The sequence below is a fragment of the Marinimicrobium sp. genome, from assembly GCF_002695945.1.
GTDB lineage: Bacteria > Pseudomonadota > Gammaproteobacteria > Pseudomonadales > Cellvibrionaceae > Marinimicrobium > Marinimicrobium koreense.
The window spans coordinates 30,415-50,649 of record NZ_NZQP01000020.1 but is presented as its reverse complement, the minus strand read 5'-3'; the positions used below and the strand labels follow the sequence as shown (position 1 = coordinate 50,649).

Sequence of the window (20,235 nt, the reverse complement as noted above, 5' to 3'; positions counted from 1 at the left end):
ATCACCTTCTAATACATCAATCCAAACAAAGAGTTACGTCGTTGGGCGGGCAAAGGATCAGAGATCCAGCTCGCGCCGGAGTGCCTCCAGCCGCTGGTGGTTCTCATCGGCCGACAGGGGCGTTTCGGTGGTTTCGGGAAGGGCCGGCGCCTGGGGGAGGGGTAACTCCGCGCCGTTCATCACCTGTTCGCAAAAGCGCTGGTAGTGACGTTCAAACACCGGGAAAGCCACTTTCTCGGCACTGCTGGCCAGGAAAAACCAGTCGCTGGCCAGGCCCGCGTGGTATACCGCCGGATGGCTCCAGTGCTGGGCCGCTTTGGGGCTCGGTGCCCGGCAGGCTTCCACATAGGCACTGTGGGCGTCCGGCAGGCCAAACTCGGTCGGGTCGCCCTGGCAGGCGCGCATCATGCGGTTCAGGGTTGGCAGAAACTCGGACTCTTCAATGACCTTGCGCGCGCCCCGGCGGATGGTGTCCGGCTCGAAGCGGGTCAGGCTGTCCAGCCAGAGCTTTTTGATCTGGTTGAGCACCTGGGTGTCGCTGTAGGCCTTGTAGTACTGGTTATGGTAATTGATGCGGAACAGGGCAAAGGCCTCGTTGAGGGCATCAATATGCCCATCGGTCGCGGCCCGGCGCTGCTGTTCAGCGGGCCCAGCTTCGGTCGGTGAGGTCCTGGACGAGGCTGCGATCGCGCGTTGTGCCTGGTCGAGAAGGGTCTTGCTGTCCTGCATGTTGGCCTGCCTGTGGGTTGTGCGTGGTCAGAGCGTGCTGGCGTGCCCAATGATACTTTACGTGCTGCAGAAACTTGGTGTTCCAGGAGCTGTGCACCTGGTTGCTGTCGCGCCAGTAGAGCACGAACTCCGGCACCTGGCGCTGGGCGAACGCCAGGTCGATATTGGCCAGTTTGAGCACGTCGTACACATCCTGACTGGGCTGCCAGTTCTCCGGGATGCGCCGCGGCTCGGTATCGTGCTCAAGAGCGGCATTATACCTGAGCCACTGGCGTTTGACGTGCTGGATGAATTTGCTGTTCCAGGTGCGCCCCACATCGCCCCGCTCCTGCCAGTAGAGCACGAACTCGGGAATGGCGTCCTCGATGAACGCCAGGCTGATATTGGCGTGCTTGACCAGCACTTCCAGCGCATCCCGGCTGGGCCGCCAGCCGCTGTGCATGGCGACCTCCCGGTCGCGGCGGACCTGGTGCTCGGTCTGGGCCTCGCGCCACTGGCGCAGCAGATGCTTGAGGAACTTGGCTCCCCAGGCGTGGTGGCTCTCGCCACGCTCGCGCCAGTAGGCAATGAACTCCGGCAATTGCTCGCGCACAAAGTGGTCCGGAATGTTGTGCTGGGCGATGTGCCGCATCAGCTCGGCATCCGGTCGCCAGTGGGGGCTGATCCGGTTGGCTCCGGTCTGCGGGTCCGGGTTGTGGGCGGCGGGAGCGGCCGTGGCGCTCTGGGTCCGGTCGGTTTCGTTGAAGGCAAACAGCAGCTGGCGGCTTTCGGTGTAGGGGGCGGACTCGATCAGGATGATCCCCTTGTCCCGCAGGCTTTTGCTCACCCGCTGCAGGTCCTGGTCGCTCCAGAAGGGCAGCAGCGATTGCAGTTGCGGCGCTTCGAGCTTGAGCCAGTGATGCCCCTGCCGATAGGTGCCCGGCCGGTAGTGGGCGACATCGCTGAGGGCGCTGAGCAGAATCGCTTCTTCCAGGCCAATGGTGGCGGCCAGTGAGGGCGAGAACAGCAGGGGTTTTTCGGGGATCAGCGATGAGGTCATGGGCGCTACTTTAGCACTGTTTGGGGGTGGGGTGCATGAGCCTGCTATTATACCCGCTGTCACTCAAAGCCCGGAGGTCACTTTGCCAAAGAGAAAGTCCAAACCCCGTTTTACGGCCAAGAACTCGGACCGACACGATCTGTATCAGCGCAGTGTTCAGGCACCGGAGTTCGAGGTGGAGTTCTTTGACAAGACGTTTAAAAAGCTGCGCAAACGCCGCCCTTACGCCATGCGTGAAGACTTCTGTGGTACCGCGCTATTGTGTGGTCACTGGGTGGACAGCCACAAAAAGCGCACCGCGCTCGGCGTGGATATCGATCCGGATGTGTTGCAGTGGGGAATCGAAAACAACCTCAAGCCCTTCGGGGAGCCGGGCAATCGGGTCACACTCGCTCAGCGCGATGTGCGTCAGGTCACCCGGGAGAAGTTCGATCTGGTCAATGCCATGAACTTCAGTTACTGGATTTTTCAGGAGCGGGCAGAGATGGTCCGCTACTTCAAGTCGGTGCGAAAGTCTCTGGTAAAAGACGGAATCTTCTTCCTGGATATGTACGGCGGCTGGGAATCCCAGGAGGTCATGGAGGAGGCCCGCAAGATCGAAGGCGGCTTTACCTATGTGTGGGACCAGCACAGTTTCGATCCGATGACCAATGTGGCGGTCAATTACATTCACTTCCGGTTTCGGGACGGCAGTGAAATGAAGCGCGCGTTTAAATACGTATGGCGCCAGTGGTCCATGGTGGAAATTCGCGAGCTGCTGACCGAGGCCGGCTTCAAAAAGCTGCACATCTATTGGGATGTGGCCGATGGCAGTTTTCGGGAGCGCAAGAAAATGGATAACCAGCCGGGGTGGTTAGCCTACATCGCCGCGTTGGTTTGAGAGCCTGGTGGTTAACGGCGGATGCGCCTTCGGCTTATCCGCCCTACGCGACTGCCTGTGACATGGCGGATTTTGATTGCATCTGGGTGACGGCGGATGCGGCGTCTAATCGCTGCGCTCGGCCCCTACGGATAGCACGGCAGTTCGCGTAGGGCGGATAAGGCCGAAGGCCGCATCCGCCGTTACCTCAATCCGCCGTTACCACCTCACCGCAAACTACGATACTCCCGCATGCTGTCCGGCTTGCTGTAGACAATCTGCCACAGCTGTCCTTCCCGGGAGCGGAAATAGGCCGCGCAACTCAGGAGGTAGTACTTCCACATGCGGTAAAAATGCCCCTGATCGTACTTGTCTTTCAGCTCCGGCCAGGCGGCGTCAAAGTTGTGCCACCAGGCCATCAGTGTGCGGTCGTAATCCGGCCCGAAGTTGTGCCAATCTTCCAGACGCAGCAGCCCCAGACTGGTGTCGTTGATCAGCTTGCGACAGGGGATTTCGCCGTTGGGAAAAATATACTTTTCAATAAACGGATCGACGCCATTTTGCTGCCGGTCCGTTCCGATGGTGTGCAGTAGAAACAGGCCGTCATCGGCGAGGAGGCGGCTGACCGTATCAAAGTAGGTGCGGTAATTTTTGTGCCCTACATGCTCGAACATGCCGACCGAGACGATGCGGTCAAACTGACCTTCCAGGGCCCGGTAATCCACCAGGCGGATCTCCACCGGTAGCCCGGCGCAGTGTTCCTGGGCCAGTCGCTGCTGCTCTTTGGAAATTGTGATGCCCGTGACCTTGGCACCGTAGTGGCGCGCGGCGAACTCGGCCAGTCCGCCCCAGCCGCAACCGATATCCAGCAGGGTCATGCCCGGTTTCAGTTCCAGCTTGCGGCAGATCATGTCCAACTTCTGGTACTGCGCTTCTTCCAGGTTGTCGGCGTCCGCCCAGTACGCACAACTGTAGATCATGCGGGAGTCGAGCATACGCCGATACAGGTCGTTACCGATATCGTAGTGAACCTCGCCGACCTTGAAGGCACGATTGGGGTCCTGCTTGTTGATCACCGCGGCGCTCAGGTACGCCTTCAGTAGTTGAAGCGTTCCGAACTTTTTCAGCCGACGCTCCAGGTGGGCGTGCAGCACGCGGGTCATCATCTCATCGATGCGATCGCAGTCCCAATGGCCCTGCATGTAGGCTTCGGCAAAGGCCAGGGGAGCGCCAGAGGACAGTGCGCGGGACAGGAACGAGGGATCGTATACCCGAATGTCCCAAGGACGATCACCGTTGATGCGGATGTCTGCTTCGGCCGCCAGTTCAATGAAAAACTGCTCGGCGGCGGTGTGTTTCTCGGTACTGGGTGGGGTTTGCTCTGCTGCTTCCGGGGCTGAGGTGGTGTTCGCCATAATCCATCATTCTCCTGCAGTTTTAAAAACAGGGAGGCGGTACGTCACTGATCCGCGCGTTTTCTTGACCTTAAGCTTAAAACATAGCGTTCGTAAACCGGCTTATCCAATAAATAAAAGTAATTTATGCCATTGTCATTGAGGGCGGTCGTTGGGGCCGCGCCTATGATTGATTCAGAGCGCGCTGTAATCCACATCTGGCAGGGCTTCCACCTCGGGCTTGGCCAGCAGGTAACCCTGGATCAGGTGAACGCCCATAGAGCGCAATGTGGTCAGCTCTCCAGCGGTTTCCACGCCCTCGGCGATAACCTCCACGCCCAGCTCTCGGCAGGTATTCACTACGCCCTGGACGATAGACTGGCGAATCCGGTTGGTATCGATATGCCGGATCAGGGCCATATCGAGTTTGATGATCCCGGGCTGAAAGTCCGCCAGCAGGTTGAGCCCGGCATGACCAGCGCCAAAATCGTCAATGGCGGTGGTGAAGCCTTGGGCATTATATTCCTCGAAAATACCCTCCAGGTGACCAGGATCGCCCACGGGCTCGGATTCGTTGACCTCAAAGATGATGCGGTTGCTCGGAAAATCATACTTATCCGCCGCCACGAGGGTGGCGCGAATACAGCTTTTGGGTTCGTAGACGGCGTTGGGCAGAAAGTTGATGCTCAGAAACGTGGTCATACCCAGCTTGGCTGCTAGCTCAATGGCTTTGGTTCGGCAGGATTGATCAAACTGGTAGCGATTGTCATCGGTGACTTGCTGGAGAATCTGGAAGGCGCCTTCGCCCTGAGTGCCGCGCACCAGAGCTTCGTAGGCGAACACTTCGCGCTTTTCAATATCCACAATCGGCTGAAACGCCATGGTGAACTCGAAGGGGAGTGAGGGGAGATCCCGACAGCGACTGCAGCCTGTGGCTATCTGGGGTTCGGATTGCGACATGAAAACCAGCCCTTTGCGTTTGAACGGCACTTCTTGGATGCCTTAGACGTGATGGATATGCCCACCCTCTCGACGGACGGCCGGCGAGTTCAGTATAGACAAGTTCTCCCCAAATAGCGTCATGCGAGGGCGCAAAAAAAGTGTAAAAATGCGCCATGTTTACACTGGCCGGCATTTCCTGGTTGTTAGTTCAGGGCTATCAGGGCGATATGGCAAATCAAGTTTATTTATAAATGGGAATCATTATTATGGTTGTAAAGGGCGGGAATTCCCTCGCCACCATGATGTTCAGAGGGTCGGGAGGCGATCATGACCAAAACAATGACGTTCGCTGTGTTGCACTTTACCGTGGCCTTCAGCGTGGCCTACGTGATCACCGGTAGCTGGGTGCTGGGCGGCGCGGTGGCGCTGATCGAGCCGGCGATCAACACCGTGGCCTACCACTTTCACGAGCTCGGCTGGAAGCGCCTGGAGCGCCGGGCGGCCCATTAGTCTGCGGCGCTCCGTTCCCGCAAGCGCTCCATGTCGAGCCAGTACTCCTCGCGGCTCCGGGGTGTTTCTTCCGTGAGAGTCGGGTTCTCCAGCGGGAAAGCGCGCCGCTCGGCGAGGTTTGAGCGGGTCAGCGCATCTTCAATCATCGGGTGCTGGAAGAAATACTCATCGTAGCGCCCGCTTTCCAGAGCTCGATCCAGCCCGCTGTGAATGGCCTCCGCCAGGGCCGCGTCTTCCTCGCTGACAAACAGGTAAAACGGCAGCGGATACACCAGAACCAGGCGATCCTCCACCGTCAGCGGCAAGTCCGGTCGTGCCGCCAGCTCGGTCCAGGGCTCCAGAACCCCGCGCGGGAAAGCGTCAAACCGACCGCCCTCCACCATATAGAACAGGTTGTCATACTTACTGGTAGTAATGACCTCCAGACCATTGGCCTCCAGAATCGCAATGTCGGGCCAGCCGGCGCCCTGCCCGAAGGTCAGACGGCTCAGGTCGGCCCTGTCTTCCACCCGGTTCATGGTGGATTGGCGATCCGGGTTGATGATGAAGACCCGGTAGCCCAGCAGGCCCTTCAGGAGCGGGAAGCGGATGGGACTCAGGCGGTTTTCCACTTCCTGGTTTGACGACAGCCACATCACGTCCATCTCGTCCGACTCCAGCCGCTCAATGGCGCGGGTCTGGGTGATGGGGTCATCGCTGATGGCGAGCTCGTAGTCGCCGTCCATAAACTCCAGCGCGACCCGCAGAGCGCCCACGGCAAACTCATCCAGTGGATGATCGGTCTGATTGACGCGCAGCGTGGTCTGGGCCTGGCTGGCGGCCGTGATGCCGATCAGGGCCAGAACCCCGCATCCGCGTCGTGCATGGCCGAACAGCCGCTGTAACCTGTGTGACATGGTGAGCCTCAAACTTTGAAGTTGTGCATGCGCCGCTGCAGTTCATTGTTTTCCTGCAGCAGCTCGTCTGAGCTGGCCCGCATGCTACGGGCGTTGTCCGACACTTTGCCCGATAGGGCGAAAACGGACTCGATGAAGCGATTCACCTCGCTGGCGACCGAGCTCTGCTCTTCCGCGGCGGTGGCCACCTGATGATTCATGTCGTTGATGGTGCTGATGTGGGCCTGAACGCTTTCCAGTACCTGTTGCACCTCTTTGCCGCTCTCCACGGTTTCCTGAGCCCAGTGGGTATTCTGCTCCATGGCATCGTGGGCCTCATCGGCGTGAGTCTGCAGCTGCAGTACGATCTGCTCGATCTCCTCGGTGGAGCTCTGGGTGCGCTGGGCCAGGGTGCGCACCTCATCGGCCACGACCGCAAAGCCGCGGCCCTGGTCCCCAGCGCGGGCCGCCTCAATGGCGGCGTTCAGGGCCAGCAGATTGGTCTGTTCGGCAATCGCGCGAATCACTTCAATGACCTTGCCGATATTCTGGCTGCTGTCCTTCAGCAGGGTGATCTTGTCGGCGGTCTGCTCGATCTGTTGGGTCAGGCGCAGAATATTGCTCTGGGATGACTGCACCACGCTGACCCCCCGGCTGGAGGCGTCGTGGGTATCCCGGGTGCGCTCGGCGGTTTCGCCCGAGGAACGGGCGACCTCTTCGGCGGAGGCCGAGAGCTGGTTGATGGCGGTGGAGGCCTGCTCCAGTTGCTTGAGCTGTTCGTCGGTAGAGTGGGAGCTGTCGTTGGATGCCTGGTTCATTTGCTGGACGTGCTCGTCGAAGGTGTTGGTCACCTCGACCACCCCGCGAATGATGGCGGCAATCTGGTCGATCACCCGGTTGTAGCTGTGTGACAGATGCGCAATTTCGTCTCCGCTGTCGGTCGGCAGGCGCCGGGTCAGGTCGCCACCGCCTTCGGCGATATGGGTCAGGTTGTCGGTAATCAGGTTCAGTGGTTTGAGAACGATGCGTCGAACCAGCAGCGCTAACGTGAACAACGCCGCCACCAACAGGGCTACGACCATGATTACGCCCAGGGACACCTGATTGCTCAGTACCTGCGCCATCTGCTCCGAAGAGAACACCACGTTGTAGCGGCCGATCACATCGCCATCGCGGATCACTTCCACCGCATCGCGCCGGTGTTGATTGCCGGGCGCGGCCTGGTCACTGACCTGGGCATCGGCCATGGCTTTGCCCCGGTGGTCGGTGATTTCCAGTTGGTCGATGAGTGCGGTATTGACCAGGGATTCGGCGATGGCCTCAAGCTGCTGGAAGTCATAGGCGAACAGGGGCTCGAGCAGCGACGAGTTGATCAGTTCAAGGTTGCGGTCAACTTCCTGTTCGAAGTTGCTCTGCTGCTGTCGTGCCAGATAGGTGTAACTGGCGGCCAGAATAATGGCGGCCACGGTGAGCATCAGCGCCGCCATGGCGGCCATGAGTTTGAAAGAGAGTGAGCGAAGCATAGGAGGCCCTGCTGCAATGGTTACTTATAGTAGTTTTCACCATTTATAGCACAGGTCGGAAAAATTTACACGCCGGAGTGGCGTCAAATATCTCTGTTTAGAGCTCCTGCTCTTCCTCCGCCTCCCGGGCGCGGTCCCGCCGGTACACCATGCGGCCAAAGAATACGCCCACCTCGAACAGCAGCCACATGGGCAGGGCCAGCAGCGTCTGGGAGATCACATCCGGTGGGGTCAGAACCATGCCCATGACAAAGCAGCCGACCACGACGTAGGGGCGTTTCTTGGCGATCCCGTCCGGGGTGATAATGCCGGCGTGAATCATCAGGATGGTGGCAATGGGAATCTCGAACGCCACCCCGAAGGCGAAAAACAGCTTGAGGACGAAGTCCAGGTACTTGGCCATGTCGGTCATCACCGCCACGCCTTCCGGCCCCACGCTGGTAAAAAACCCGAATATCAGCGGGAACACCACGAAATAGGCGAACGCCATACCGCCGTAGAACAGCACCACACTGGAGGCCAGCAACGGCAGAGCCAGCCGCTTTTCATGGGTGTACAGACCGGGGGCGATAAAGGCCCAGATCTGGTGCAGAATAAACGGCGCGGCCAGCAGCACCGCCACAAACAGGGTGAGCTTGAATGGTGTCAGGAAGGGGGAGGCCACGTCGGTGGCGATCATCCCCGCCGATTCGGGCAGGAATTTCTGCAGCGGGGCCGCCGTCAGGGTGTAAATATCGTTGGCAAAGTAGAACAGGCCCAGAAAGATCACCAGCACGATAATGATGATCCGCAGCAGGCGATTGCGCAGTTCGATCAGGTGCTGAACCAGGGGCAGTTCTTTGTCGTTCGGGGTTACGGTCATGCTCGGGCTCAGGAAGAGGGCGTCTGTGAATCGCGGGGTGCCTTGGCCGGCTCGGATGAGGCATCGGTGGGCTCGGAATCAGTGCCCTTGCCGTCCGCCTCGCGGGTGTCCGTATCGGCCCCGGAGCGGCTGGACGAGTCGCTGCTCTTTGGCTCCGTGTTCTCGTCTGGCTCAGTGTGCGCGTGATCGGGCCGCTCGGGCTCGTCTTCGTCCTTGTATTTTTTCAGCGGTGTCTGGAAGGAGCCTTCCTCCACCGCCTCCTGCACCTGGCGGCGGGTAGCTTCCAGGCTGCGCATCACCTCTTCATTGTGCAACTGGCGGCGAATATCGTCGGCGCCGAGCTGTTTCTCCAGCTCGCTGCGGGTTTCCCGCAGGCTGCGCTTGAGCCGGCCGATCCACAGGCCCACGGCGCGCGCCGCTTCAGGCAGGCGCTCCGGGCCAATGACCACCAGGCCCACAATCGCGATGATCAGCAGCTCAAAGAAACCGATATCGAACACTCAAACACCTTTCAAATAAGGCAGACACTGGATTGGCGCCCTCCCGCCCGGGAGTTGCGCCGCTGGCTCAGTCAGGGCATGCCCGAGGGCGTTGCCGGGGATCACGAGCGGTTCTTGTCTTCCGCTGCGGATTTTTCCTGCTGGGTCTGAGCGCTGTTCGGGTCGGTTTTGTCTTCGACGTTGCGCTTGGCGCTGTCGTCGTCTTGTTCGCTGTCTTTCTCGGCGTCGTCATCGCTGACCGACTTCTTGAAGCCCTTGATGGCTTTACCCAGGTCGCTGCCAATACTGCCCAGACGCTTGGTGCCGAACAAGAGAACCACAATGGCCAGAATGATCAGCAACTGCCAAATGCCAATTCCACCAAATCCCATAACCTTACCCTCTACTTATGTTTGGTTGTTGCGCGCCGCTTTTTCGGCGTGGCCGGATAAATCAAAGCGCCGCGCCAGCTCGTTGAGCACCGCGTCGGCATTTTCGCCTAAATGCGACAGCATGACCAGACTGTGGAACCACAAGTCGGCGGTTTCCATGATCAGGTGCTGGTTGTCGCCATTGCGTTCGGCATCCTTGGCCGCGAGCAGGGTTTCGGTGCACTCCTCGCCCACTTTCTCCAGAATCTTGTTCAGCCCCTTGGCGTGCAGGCTGGCGACGTAGGATGACTCGGGGTCCGCGTTCTGTTTGCGGGCCTCCAGAACGCGGGTCAATTCGGTCAGAACCTGCTCGGTGTTCGGTGTGCTCATGCTCAGTAAATCTCGTTGGGGTCTTTCAGAACCGGCTCCACGGTCTGCCACTGGCCGTCTTTCAGGGTCCGGTAAAAACAGGACTCCCGGCCGGTGTGGCAGGCGATACCGCCCAGTTGTTTCACTTTGAGCACAATGGCATCGGCATCACAGTCCAGCTCAATGCTTTTCAGCTCCTGCACATGGCCGGAGGATTCGCCTTTGCGCCACAGTTTACCCCGGGAGCGGGACCAGTATACGGCGCGGTTTTCCCGGGCGCTCAGGGCGAGGGATTCGCGGTTCATCCAGGCCATCATCAGAATGCGGCCGCTGTCGGCGTCCTGGGCGATGGCGGGAACCAGCCCATCGTCGTTCCATTTTACCTGATCGAGCCAGGCGCTCTGAGTATTGTCGGGGGTATCCGGAGTGCTCATGGTGATCTGACGCTTCGCAAGCGGTTAGTCGGAGCGAGAGTGTAGCAGCCCCGGGCCTGCGGCGTCACGATTCACCGCCGGCTTTTTGGCTCGCGCCGCCATTGGGGTGGGACGCGCCTTCCTTGGCGCTGAGTCAGTTGGCCGCTGAAGGCTCTTTTGACGCTGAAGGCTCAGTCCGTCGTGCGGGTCCAGTGGCCGTCGTGATAGGCCTGCACCGCTCCGGTTTCATCGTCGAGGCTGAACAGGTATAGCCAGCCATTGCCAGTCAGCGCCTGCAGGACCGGATGCTTGGCGATGATGGCGTCAATCGCCCTGGTCGGTGCGGCCAGGTAGGCGCTCAGACGCAAGGGCTCGTGCCGCCACTGCTCGCCATCGTGCAACGATTGCAGGGGCAGGCCAATGCGCAGGTCGCCGCCGTTGCCTTCAAACACGCCGATGTGGCCGCCGACCACGTTGTGCANNACTTTGTTGCCGCTNCCGAANTTNCGNTTNTCCAGNGTGGAGCNGTTGTATTGCATGTTGATCCANTGGGCCACCACCAGGGGGGCGGTCATGATCAGCTCCAGGCGGCTGAACTCCGGGTCGGTACGCCAGTTGTAATCGTGCAGAAAGCTCCGCCCCTGCAGATCGATCGGGGCGGTCACCGAGCGCGGCGCGGCGATAAACGCGGCGTTGTTGGCCAGGCCCCATTCCGGGCGGGTCTGGGACCAGTCGCTATTGCGCTGTGTCAGTTGTTGATCCAGGTCGGCCTGATCGGGGCTCAACCCCAGGGCGGCCGCGCGTTCGCGCTGCGCTCCGGCGCTGGCCCGGCGCAACCACTCGGCGGTCTCGGCGCTCAGCCAATCCTCGCCCTCGAGCAGCTCGATCCGGTCGGTCACCGTGTGGTGCAGGGCCGGNACGAAGCGGCANTCGTCGGGCAGGNTGATGCCNGCCTCCGCCAGGGGNGNGCGCAGNGNCGGATCGTTNAGCAAGCGGGCCAGGGCNCGTACCGAGACTTCCCCCGATTGACCGCCNCAGGCGCCGCACTCCAGNCCCGCGGCGTGCGGGTTGTTCTGGGTGTGGCTGCCGTGGCCCACCAGCAGCACCCGTGAGGCGAAACGCTCGGTCAGCCCCATAGCGGTCAGTACGTTGCGCAACAGGGTGACCTGGTCGGCCTGGGTCAAGGGCTTTCCGGAGTCACGCCAGTGCCAACGCAGTGAACTCAGTTCAAGGCGTTTGGGCGCTTTGCCCGGCAACAGCGAGCGGCCCANCAGNTTGCCNGCGTACAGCAGGCCGCCGGCNTCCACGGCGGTGAAGGTGGCNGCNGCGGTTTGCGACCACTCCTGAAANCGNGCGCTCCAGTTGAGCTGTCGNGCCNGGGCGTTGGCCTGCTCGGGGGTGCCCAGGCGCACTTCCACCTGAGGNGCCAGCAGTCCNGGCAGGTGCGGTTGGGCCAGCNCCGAGCCGGGGGTGACGACGCTCAGNGGCAAGCCAAAGAANCCGGCGAAGCCCAGTGTCTGGATGTCCGGGTTCTGCTGCTCCAGGGCGCGACGCAGAGGCTCCGAGCGCACATCGATGCAGAAAACGGCCTGCAGCGAGGGCGTGTCCGCCACCGTGTGGGGCGCGCGCACCGCCTGGGTCAGTGACCGGTTGAGTGGCTGTTGATAGGCCAGCTCGGCCGCCCGCTGCCACACCCACAGGGGCCGCTGGGCCTGACGGTGACGCTCGAACAGTTCGGGCAGGCTGTCCAGTTCGCGCCGCCAGAGCCAACTCAGGTTCTGCGCCTGCTCCGGGTGGCGACGGTGCAGGTAGCGCCACAGGACCAGTTCCCAGGCCAGGCGAATGGCCAGCAGGCTGCGCATCTCCGTGGCCGGCGCACTGTNGTTCTCACCCAGCTCGCGCTGCCAATCCCGATAGGCCACCCAGGCGGCCCAGCCGTTGATGTCCAGCAGCAGCGCCTGGGCGTAGTCGCCAAGCTGCGTGGCGTTGACGCCGAGTTCGGCGGCCNCCGCCTGGAACAGCCCTTCATCGGTCGCAGGCAGCGTGTCGAAAAACCGTCCCAGGCCCGGCTCCGCCATCAGAATGGCAATACCCCGGTCCACGCGGGTAATGCGCAGCCACTGCTGGTAGAGCGTGGGATTGGACGAGCGCTCGCCCTGCGGGTTCAGCCGCTCGGTGTTGAACGGGCCGTCCTCCTGGTAATGGGCGGCACAGAACTGGCTGATCTGATGGATGATCTCGTCCCGCCAGGCCATCTTGTGCTGCCGGTCCCGGGCGGCGTCCACCAGGTCACTGATGTTGTGCCAGTGGGGCAGTTCACTCAGTGTTTTCACCACTTTCAGCAGGTTCTGGTAGTTGCCGGGATAGTNCAGCTCGGCCGCCGCCCGGGTCAGGTGCTCCGCCTGGATGTCACCATTCTGCCAGCGCTGCAGATAATGGCTGGGGGGCATCAGGGAGTGGATATAGGCNAGCGATGACAGGCGCGCGGCCACCTCGTCGATGGGCTGCTCGCGCATGGCCCACAGCGGGTTGACGGCAATCATGCGGTCCAGCGGCCAGTTGGGGGCGATGCTGGAACAAGCGCGATCCAGAGCCTGCTCTTGCGCCGTGGTCAGCAGTCGGGCTTGCTCGGTGGTGTCGGGCTCCCGGGTCAGTGGGGCGGACGTCTTCTCGAACGCGGTCATAGCAAACCCTCCTCAGAGATGGGGTGTAACTGCTTGGGGCGCGCCCGGGTCGGGAGCCGGTGCGGCCAGAGTTTGAGCGTGGTTTTGGTGACCCATTCATCCAGATAGAAACCGGCGTAAAGCGCTACCGCCAGCCGCTGGACTGCGGGCCGGTGGGCACCGTGGCGCAGCAGCGCATAGGCCATGGACAGCGCGGCGAACAGGGTGCTCATCCACAGGTCCGCCCACAGTGGGGTGGCCCGAGGGTAGTCGGGGAAAAACAGGCCAAACAGGGTTTTCAGACCGAAGTAGACGGCGGCCAGCACGACCGCCAGNGCNGCNAAGCGCAGCAGTGAGCCAGCGCTGAGCCGGCTGTCGCGCTCGGCCATCAGGGTGGTCAGTGCCAGGGCGAGCAGCACCCAGGGGCTGAAGGTCTCCGGCCAGGCCAGGCCGAGGCCATAGTGACCCGCAGACAGCAGCCCGGCCACCAGCAGAACACTGCACAGCCCGGCGCCAAGCCACTGGCCGATCGGAGGCGTACGGGCCGGGGCCAGCCGCCGCTGCCGGTCCTGAACGACGGCCTCTCCAGAGCTGAGGAAGGCGTAGGCNTTGTANCAGGAGTGGGCCAGNAGGTGCAGCAGCGCCAGNTCCACCAGGCCCAGGGCGATTTCCACCAGCATCAGGCCCATCTGGGCNCTGGTGGACCAGGCCAGGCGGACCTTGATGCTGATGCGGGTCATCATCACCAGNGCGGCCANNACNCTGCTNAGNCCCGCCACGACCANCAGCAGNGCCTGNGCCGGNGCGGACTGNAGCACCAGCGGGGCAAACATCAACAGCAGGTAACCACCCAGATTGATGACCCCGCCGTGCAGNGTGGCGGACACCGGGGTGGGGGCTTCCACCACCTGAATCAGCCAGCCGTGCAGCGGCAACTGGGCGCATTTGATCANCGCGGCCATCGCCAGCAGGCNGGCNGCCAAGTGCTCGGTCAGGGTCAGGGATGCCGGCTCGGCATAGGCGGCGACGATGGTGCTGATGTGCCCNGTACCGTGGTGCAGGTACAGCAGCGCAAAGGCACTCAGGGCGCACAGCTCGGCAGCCCGGGCAAACAGGAACTTCTTGTGGGCCGCCAGCGCGGCGCGCGGGCGCTCGGGGTAGAACATCAGCANTTGGTGCATGGCCAGGCTGATGCCCAGCCAGGCCGCCAGAAACAGGAGTAAGTGGTCACTAAGCACCGCGANACTGACGGCGGCGAACACCGCCTGCACCAGAGCGGCGAAGCGGGTCTGGCGAGGCTCCCCCTGAAGATATTGGGCGCTGTAACGGACCACCACAAAGCCGATGAAGCTCACCAGCGTCAGCATCACCAGNTTGAGTGGGGCGGACTGCCAGAATCCGGCNTCAGCGCCCGGAACCAGCGCCCAGGCCAACAGNCCGATGGCCAGTAGCAGCGCGCNGGATGTNGANACTTTGGCGAGGCGCCAGGCCGGGNNGGGGCTTGNCTGGCGGGCNCTGAANGCCGCNCCCAGGGCCAGNAGNAGGGGAACGGCNCTCAGNANCAGGGTGGGGAGGGCTTCACTCCAGNTCATNCATNGNCTCCNNNGTCNTCATNTTTGANTCCGTAAACGGNTGANGCGGAGTATCCCTTTGGTGNTAATTTAAGTAAAATAGATATAAATGTATCAANNGTTCTATAAAANCGAACGGTTAAGGGGCGCTCCACGCATGAGCCGGTTGAACTACCANCATCTGTACTACTTCTGGCGNGTGGCCAGTGAGGGCAAACTGACACGGGTNGCCGAGCANCAGCACGTTTCCCAGAGCGCCCTGTCGGCCCAGATCCGCCAGTTGGAAGAGCGCATGGGNAAGCCCCTGTTCGAGCGGCGCAANCGTAAGTTGGTGCTCACTGAGGCCGGGCGTCAGGTGTTCAATTACGCCGAGGTGATTTTCACCAAAGGTGAGGAGCTGGAGTCCCTGATCAGCCGGGGCATCGAGCCGGAGCAGCAGACGATTCGCATTGGCATGCTCTCGACCATGTCCCGTAANTTNATNGANTCCTTNATCGAGCCCTTGCTGGCNCGCANTGAGCGCGATGTGAGNTTCAGNCTGCACGCCATGGGNATGACCAATCTGCTCAACGGCCTGGCCCGACACGAGCTGGATGTGGTGCTGACCAACACCCAGATACAGCCCTCCGGGGCACCGGCGGTGGCCTGGCAGAGCCAGNTNNTGGCGCGNCAGCCGNTGTCNATCATCGGTCCGGNNGANCTNGANCCGGNNGCNNCNTTTCCNNNGGGGTATCANGGGNTGCGCTGGGTNNTGCCNGGGGCNAACCANGAAATNCGCCNNGGGTTCGACGCCCTGTGNAGCCTGCATCAGTACCAGCCGGACATTCTCGCCGAAGTGGATGATATGGCCATGNTGCGNCTGNTNGCNCGGGANANCGGNGCCGTTACCGTNCTGCCCGANGTNGTGGTGAAAGACGAGNTGCAGCAGGGCCGCCTGCGCNGCTACGAGCGNCTNCCCAANCTGTTCGAGAACTTCTTCGCCATCACCCTGCCCCGGGAGTTTATGCCCAGCCTGGTGTCCGAACTCCTGTCCCGGTCGCTGAAAGACCTGGCTTAGCCTGGGCTTGGNCGCAGTGGTATCCTGTGCGTCCGCCCCACGAAAGGATGACGCTGCGCATGCGCTGGTTGTACACACTGCTGCTCTATCTGCTCACGCCCCTGTTGCTGCTGCGGCTGCGCCTGCTCGCCCGGCGCAANCCGGCCTGGGGGCAGCGCTGGNGGGAGCGGTTTGGCCGGGTCCCGCCNCAGGANACCGGNCGTACCCTGGTGTGGNTGCANACCGCCTCGGTGGGTGAAGTGTTGGCGGCNGCGCCGGTGGCCCGNGCGCTGCTGCAGGAGCCCGGNCTGCAACTGCTGATGACCACCACCACGCCCACCGGTGCCGACCGGGTCGCGGCCCTGTTTGGCGATCAGGTTCAACACGTTTATGCGCCCTTTGATCTGCCGGGCAGCGTGCGCCGGTTTCTGGACCGGGTGCAGCCCCGTCTGTATCTGATGATGGAAACCGAACTNTGGCCCAACACNCTGGCCGCCTGNCGGGCNCGGGAAATTCCCGGTGTNCTGATCAACGGTCGGCTCTCGGAAAAGTCCGCCCGGGGCTATCAGCGCTTTGCGGGCCTGACCCGACCCATGCTTCAGGGCCTGACCGAGGCCGGTATCCAGAACCGGGCNGACGCCGAGCGCTTTCAGGACCTGGGGCTGCGCCCGGATGCCACCCACATCACNGGCAGTATCAAATTTGACCTGACCCTGGATGACAGCGTCCGGGAACGCGCAGCGGCGCNGCGNNCNCANTGGCAAGGCAACCCGGCGCGNCCCATCTGGATCGCCGCCAGCACNCACGANGGCGANGACGGCCCNNTACTNGAGGCGTTTGCCCAAGTGCGCGCGCAAACCACCAGCAACCCACTGCTGGTGTTGGTGCCCCGTCACCCCGAGCGCTTTGACTCGGTGGCCGAATTGAGCAACGAGCGCGGTTTCGTCACCGCCCGGCGCANTACCGGAGAGGCCCCGGGAGCGGATGTTCAGGTACTGGTGGGCGATGTCATGGGCGAACTGCTGACCCTNTATGGCGCCAGCGACATCGCCTTTGTGGGCGGCTCACTGATCGACAACGGCGGCCACAACCTGATCGAACCCGCNGCCTGGGGCCTGCCGATTCTGAGTGGCCCNAGCCTGTACAACTTTGCGGAAGTGTCGGACCTGCTGAAAGANGCGGGCGCCTTACAGGTCNTTGAAAACGCGNAGGANCTGGCGGGGCAGGTGATCAGCCTGANNGAAACCGAGGAGCTGCGCACNGTGCGGGGCCAGGCGGCCAGAGANGTGGCNGAAGCCAACCGNGGNGCNTTGGAGAAAACCNTGNCGTTGATTCGGCGGTATTTGTAGGGGGGCTAATCCTCCCCCCAACGCGGCATCAAATCCTGTTCAATNCCCAACTGATCCAACACCCGCGCCACAATAAAATCCACCAACTCCTCAATCCGGGTCGGCTGCATATAAAACCCCGGNCTGGCCGGCACCACCACCGCGCCCATCCGGGTCAACTTCAACATATTCTCCAGATGCACCTCGGAATANGGCGCCTCCCGNGGNACCAGAATCAACTGCCGCCGCTCCTTCAGCGCCACATCCGCCGCCCGCTCAACCAGATTNTTNCTNGCNCCNTGNGCNATNGCNGACAACGACCCNCCACTGGCCGGACANATCACCATCGAACTGGGCGAACTCGACCCCGANGCCACCGGCGAAAACCANTCCTCCCGGGAAAACAACTGCAACTGNTCATCCTCAGCGCCAAACATCTGACTGAGCANCAACTGCTGCTCCTCCAGNTCNCNNGGCANCTCGACATTGGTCTCCGTGCGAATCACNACCTCNGCCGCACTCGACAACAGCAGATACACNCGACANTCCGCCGCCAGCAGACACTGCAACANCCGCANACCATATTGCGCNCCGGAAGCGCCGGTCATGGCCAGGGTGACGGTACGTTGGTAGTCCATAGTGGGTCCTCGTCAATTAGTGGTTGTGGCAATGTGGTATCCGTAGGTCGGATTAGCGCGCAGCGCGTAATCCGACGCGTGGCCGGGCAATGTAATCTGTCGGATTACGCGCTNCGCGCTAATCCGACCTACGCGATCGGGAGGTGCGCTCCCNNGACCGGACTTTCCGCTANAAATTACAACGCATGCCGATTCAACTGANNCACCANCTTNTGATGAATCCCATCAAACCCGCCATTACTCATAATCACAATATGACTGCCGCTCTCCGCCAACGACAGCGCCCCGTGAATCAACTCATCGATAGTGTGCTCCAACTGCGCGGGCACCGAACTGTGATTCACCANCTCATCGAGATCCCAATCACTNTGGCTGGGCTGNTACCACAATACCGCATCGGCATCACTGAAACAGTTTTTCAGCGCCTCCCGNTGCACNCCNAGGCGCATGGTATTCGAGCGCGGCTCAATCAGCGCGATGATNTTCTCATCNCCCACCTTGGCCCNCAGCCCGGCCAGNGTGGTNTTGATCGCCGTCGGNTGNTGGGCAAAATCGTCGTACACCCGAATACCGTGCACNTCCGCCAGGCACTCCATCCGGCGCTTGACNCCCTTGAACGCCGCCAGNGCCTGAGCGCCGATTTCNGGNGTTACNCCCACATGCCGGGCCGCGATCAGCGCCGCCAGGCCNTTCATCACATTGTGCTCGCCGGTATGNTCCCAGTTCACCGTCGCAATGGCGGCGCCCTCGTGCCANACCTCAAANGCGCTGCCGTCGGCNGCGGTCAGTTTCACCTGCCAGTCACCTTCGGCNCCNAGGGTTTCNCGNGGNGTCCAGCAGCCCTGATCNANCGTCTGNTCAATGGCCTCGACCCCGGCGGGACTGACAATCAGNCCCGTGCCCGGCACCGTGCGCACCANGTGATGAAACTGGCGNTGAATNGCCGCCAGGTCCGGGAAAATNTCGGCGTGNTCGTACTCCAGNTTATTGATGANCAGCGTGCGGGGNNGGTAGTGAACGAACTTGGANCGCTTGTCGAAAAAGGCGCTGTCNTACTCGTCCGCNTCCACCACAAAAAACGGCGTCTCGCCCAAGCGCGCGGACTGGGGGAAATTCTGGGTCACNCCGCCNATCAGAAAACCNGGNGCCATATGGGCGTATTCCAGAATCCAGGCCAGCATACTGGCGGTGGTGGTTTTGCCGTGGGTGCCCGANACCGCCAGCACCCACTTGCCNGGCAGCACNTGNTCGCGNAGCCANTCCGGGCCNGAGGTATAGGGCANGCCCTTATCCAGCACCGCCTCCACCTCCGGGTTGCCCCGGCTCAGGGCGTTGCCGATCACCACCAGNTCCGGCGCGGGCTCAAGGTGNTCGGGGCTGTAGCCNNNCAGCAGNNNAATGCCNGCCGCTTCCANNTGGGTGCTCATGGGCGGGTAGACGTTGGNGTCACTGCCGGTGACNGTGTGCCCCAGCTCCCGCGCCAGCAGCGCCAGGCTGCCCATNAAGGTGCCGCANANCCCGAGAATGTGAATGTGCATAAGTGCGTCGCTTGTCNGGTTCAAAAGCGACAGTTTACGCGTTCGGCCTGTCCGGGAGTAGGCTTGTTGGGCCAGCCCGCTGCGAATCTATTTCCACAGNGCATCCAGTCGTGCGTCCCGGCCGCAACGGTAGCGGTAGTATTTATAGCGCACGGGATTTTTCTGGTAGTAATTCTGGTGGTANCCCTCCGCTTTATAGAACGCCGTGGCCTCGGTGATTTCGGTGACCACCGGCTTTTCAAAGCGNNCCTCCACCTCGGCTTTGGTCGATCGGGCNAGGGCTTCCTGCTCATCGTTCAGGTAAAAGATCCCGGCCCGATAGGAGTCACCCCGGTCGCAGAACTGACCNCCGGCATCCAGAGGATCAATATTGCGCCAGAAAATCTCCAGNAGCGNNTGATAGTCCACCTTGGACGGGTCGTAAACGATCTTGACNGCCTCAGTGTGCCCCGTGCCTCCGGCCACCACCTGCTCATAGCTGGGGTTGGCGACCGTGCCACCGNTATANCCGGAAATGGTTTCCTTCACGCCGTCCACCTCATCGTACGGCGGCTCCATACACCAGAAGCAACCGCCGGCAAAAATCGCCTCGGCCGTGTCGTCGGCCCAGAGGGNNGGGCTGGCAANNATCANAAAGAGTGCAAGCAGACGCATGGTGCCTCCTGTCNAANGATAGANTCAGTACTGTGGACAATAGATACGACGCAATTACGCCCNTGGCCCATAGTCAAGCTTAACGGCATGCGCTACCATGCAGGTTAATGTCAATAAAACCATAACAACCGTTGGAGGCTTCCATGTCCTCGCGCGTCATTGCCCTGATACTGGTATTTCTATTCAGTCCCCCTCTGCTCACGGCCTGTGGCAGCAGTTCTGGTGGTGGCTCGACGCCGCCTACCGAGAACCCAGAACCGCAGCCCGAACCAGAGCCAGAGCCTGAACCTGAACCTGAACCTGAACCAGAGCCCGACCCTGACGGCGATACCCTCGATCAAGGTGAGTTGGTGATCACCTCTTCGCCCGCCACCGACTACAGCTTCTGGGAAGGCGACAACGACGGTGAGCCGGTCGGCCGNGCGGAAACCGTGGCNGCNGA

At 61.6% G+C, this 20,235-nt stretch carries 20 protein-coding genes and 1 pseudogene; 5 read left to right on the top strand and 16 right to left on the bottom strand.

Annotated features, from left to right (window positions below):
• Positions 1-57: 57 nt before the first annotated feature.
• Both CMG77_RS03855 and CMG77_RS03850 read right to left on the bottom strand, forming a co-directional pair.
• Positions 58-729 (bottom strand): replication protein P, encoded by a 672-nt coding sequence (locus CMG77_RS03855; RefSeq protein ID WP_123638347.1) that lies wholly within the window; start codon positions 727-729, stop codon positions 58-60.
• Positions 641-1,768, bottom strand: coding sequence for a DnaT-like ssDNA-binding domain-containing protein (locus CMG77_RS03850; protein ID WP_286804975.1), 1,128 nt, complete (start codon positions 1,766-1,768; stop codon positions 641-643). Before CMG77_RS03850 ends, CMG77_RS03855 begins: the two co-directional genes overlap by 89 nt.
• Before the next feature lie 82 nt (positions 1,769-1,850).
• On the opposite strand from CMG77_RS03850, the gene CMG77_RS03845 reads away from it, so the two are divergent.
• Positions 1,851-2,648, top strand: coding sequence for a class I SAM-dependent methyltransferase (locus tag CMG77_RS03845; RefSeq protein ID WP_286804978.1), 798 nt, complete (start codon positions 1,851-1,853; stop codon positions 2,646-2,648).
• A 206-nt stretch (positions 2,649-2,854) separates the two neighbouring features.
• Here the strand turns inward: CMG77_RS03845 and cfa are convergent, their stop codons facing one another.
• On the bottom strand, positions 2,855-4,042 hold the full coding sequence (gene cfa, locus CMG77_RS03840) for a cyclopropane fatty acyl phospholipid synthase (RefSeq protein ID WP_286875992.1): 1,188 nt from the start codon (positions 4,040-4,042) through the stop codon (positions 2,855-2,857).
• A 174-nt stretch (positions 4,043-4,216) separates the two neighbouring features.
• Positions 4,217-4,981: an EAL domain-containing protein gene (locus CMG77_RS03835; RefSeq protein WP_286806750.1), complete on the bottom strand. Its 765-nt coding sequence runs from the start codon at positions 4,979-4,981 to the stop codon at positions 4,217-4,219.
• Positions 4,982-5,290: 309 nt separating this feature from the next.
• On the opposite strand from CMG77_RS03835, the gene CMG77_RS03830 reads away from it, so the two are divergent.
• Positions 5,291-5,473, top strand: coding sequence for a DUF2061 domain-containing protein (locus CMG77_RS03830; protein WP_036160783.1), 183 nt, complete (start codon positions 5,291-5,293; stop codon positions 5,471-5,473).
• Here the strand turns inward: CMG77_RS03830 and CMG77_RS03825 are convergent.
• From CMG77_RS03825 to CMG77_RS03785, 9 genes are all read right to left on the bottom strand, one after another.
• Complete coding sequence (locus tag CMG77_RS03825; RefSeq protein ID WP_286806753.1) at positions 5,470-6,369, bottom strand: transporter substrate-binding domain-containing protein; 900 nt, start codon at positions 6,367-6,369, stop codon at positions 5,470-5,472. The genes CMG77_RS03830 and CMG77_RS03825 overlap by 4 nt on opposite strands.
• 8 nt (positions 6,370-6,377) lie before the next feature.
• The gene (locus tag CMG77_RS03820) at positions 6,378-7,871 is read right to left on the bottom strand and encodes a methyl-accepting chemotaxis protein (protein ID WP_286806755.1); all 1,494 of its coding nucleotides are present in this window, start codon (positions 7,869-7,871) and stop codon (positions 6,378-6,380) included.
• A gap of 97 nt (positions 7,872-7,968) precedes the next feature.
• Entirely contained in the window at positions 7,969-8,733 is a 765-nt protein-coding gene (gene tatC, locus CMG77_RS03815; protein ID WP_123638340.1) for a twin-arginine translocase subunit TatC, read from the bottom strand.
• 8 nt (positions 8,734-8,741) lie between these two features.
• Positions 8,742-9,233, bottom strand: a complete 492-nt coding sequence (gene tatB / locus CMG77_RS03810) for a Sec-independent protein translocase protein TatB (protein ID WP_286806756.1) — start codon at positions 9,231-9,233, stop codon at positions 8,742-8,744.
• Between the two features lie 101 nt (positions 9,234-9,334).
• Positions 9,335-9,604, bottom strand: a complete 270-nt coding sequence (tatA, locus tag CMG77_RS03805; RefSeq protein WP_286806758.1) for a twin-arginine translocase TatA/TatE family subunit — start codon at positions 9,602-9,604, stop codon at positions 9,335-9,337.
• Positions 9,605-9,619: 15 nt separating this feature from the next.
• Positions 9,620-9,973 (bottom strand): phosphoribosyl-ATP diphosphatase, encoded by a 354-nt coding sequence (locus CMG77_RS03800; RefSeq protein WP_286806759.1) that lies wholly within the window; start codon positions 9,971-9,973, stop codon positions 9,620-9,622.
• Positions 9,974-9,975: 2 nt separating this feature from the next.
• Entirely contained in the window at positions 9,976-10,386 is a 411-nt protein-coding gene (gene hisI, locus CMG77_RS03795) for a phosphoribosyl-AMP cyclohydrolase (RefSeq protein ID WP_286806760.1), read from the bottom strand.
• Between the two features lie 170 nt (positions 10,387-10,556).
• Positions 10,557-13,049: a YbcC family protein gene (locus CMG77_RS03790; protein WP_286903638.1), complete on the bottom strand. Its 2,493-nt coding sequence runs from the start codon at positions 13,047-13,049 to the stop codon at positions 10,557-10,559.
• Positions 13,046-14,620 carry an NADH-quinone oxidoreductase subunit L gene (locus CMG77_RS03785; protein WP_286903637.1) on the bottom strand — a complete coding sequence of 525 codons (1,575 nt, stop codon included), beginning with the start codon at positions 14,618-14,620 and terminating at the stop codon, positions 13,046-13,048. Before CMG77_RS03785 ends, CMG77_RS03790 begins: the two co-directional genes overlap by 4 nt.
• An 88-nt stretch (positions 14,621-14,708) precedes the next feature.
• On the opposite strand from CMG77_RS03785, the pseudogene CMG77_RS03780 reads away from it, so the two are divergent.
• Both CMG77_RS03780 and waaA read left to right on the top strand, forming a co-directional pair.
• Positions 14,709-15,656, top strand: a pseudogene (locus CMG77_RS03780) (LysR family transcriptional regulator).
• A 47-nt stretch (positions 15,657-15,703) separates the two neighbouring features.
• Positions 15,704-16,984: a lipid IV(A) 3-deoxy-D-manno-octulosonic acid transferase gene (waaA, locus tag CMG77_RS03775; RefSeq protein WP_502691745.1), complete on the top strand. Its 1,281-nt coding sequence runs from the start codon at positions 15,704-15,706 to the stop codon at positions 16,982-16,984.
• Between the two features lie 5 nt (positions 16,985-16,989).
• On the opposite strand, the gene CMG77_RS03770 is transcribed toward waaA, so the two are convergent.
• The 3 genes from CMG77_RS03770 to msrA form a co-directional block, all read right to left on the bottom strand.
• Positions 16,990-17,601, bottom strand: a complete 612-nt coding sequence (locus tag CMG77_RS03770; RefSeq protein WP_286903635.1) for a flavin prenyltransferase UbiX — start codon at positions 17,599-17,601, stop codon at positions 16,990-16,992.
• 176 nt (positions 17,602-17,777) lie between these two features.
• Positions 17,778-19,139 (bottom strand): UDP-N-acetylmuramate:L-alanyl-gamma-D-glutamyl-meso-diaminopimelate ligase, encoded by a 1,362-nt coding sequence (gene mpl / locus CMG77_RS03765; RefSeq protein ID WP_286903634.1) that lies wholly within the window; start codon positions 19,137-19,139, stop codon positions 17,778-17,780.
• 87 nt (positions 19,140-19,226) lie between these two features.
• The gene (gene msrA, locus CMG77_RS03760; protein WP_286903633.1) at positions 19,227-19,793 is read right to left on the bottom strand and encodes a peptide-methionine (S)-S-oxide reductase MsrA; all 567 of its coding nucleotides are present in this window, start codon (positions 19,791-19,793) and stop codon (positions 19,227-19,229) included.
• 207 nt (positions 19,794-20,000) lie between these two features.
• Here msrA and CMG77_RS03755 point away from each other — a divergent pair, with 207 nt between their 5' ends.
• Positions 20,001-20,147 carry a hypothetical protein gene (locus CMG77_RS03755; protein WP_286903632.1) on the top strand — a complete coding sequence of 49 codons (147 nt, stop codon included), beginning with the start codon at positions 20,001-20,003 and terminating at the stop codon, positions 20,145-20,147.
• The last annotated feature ends 88 nt before the right edge of the window (positions 20,148-20,235 follow it).